At 36.7% G+C, this 412-nt stretch carries 1 tRNA gene; it reads left to right on the top strand.

The features are described 5' to 3' along the window. The first annotated feature begins 1 nt into the window (after nucleotide 1). Nucleotides 2–77, top strand: a tRNA-Val gene (locus tag EXT43_RS20490). The last annotated feature ends 335 nt before the right edge of the window (nucleotides 78–412 follow it).

The following is a 412-nucleotide window of genomic DNA, read 5'->3' as shown; positions in this document are numbered from 1 at the left end:
TGGGTCGTTAGCTCAGTTGGGAGAGCATCGCCCTTACAAGGCGAGGGTCACTGGTTCAAGTCCAGTACGACCCACCACATATAAAACCTCCTTATTTTATCTCTAGTTTTCAAAAGCATCGCCACTCTTTACAAAACACAGGCTCGATGGTTCAAGTCCAGTACGACCCACCACATATAACAACCGCTTGTACTCTCTAACTTCTACTATCTAACTTCTACTATCTAACTTCTACTATCTAACTTCTACTATCTAACTTCTACTATCTAACTTCTACTATCTAACTTCTACTCTCTAACTTCTACTCTCTAACTTCTACTCTCTAACTTCTAATATCTAACTTCTAATATCTAACTTCTAATATCTAACTTCTAATATCTAACTTCTAATATCTAACTTCTAATATCTAACT

Source organism: Pseudoalteromonas sp. CO109Y, from assembly GCF_004208935.1.
In the GTDB taxonomy this organism is placed as follows: Bacteria; Pseudomonadota; Gammaproteobacteria; order Enterobacterales; family Alteromonadaceae; genus Pseudoalteromonas; species Pseudoalteromonas shioyasakiensis.
The sequence above is the reverse complement of the archived record's forward strand: the minus strand, read 5'-3'. Positions and strand labels throughout refer to the sequence as shown.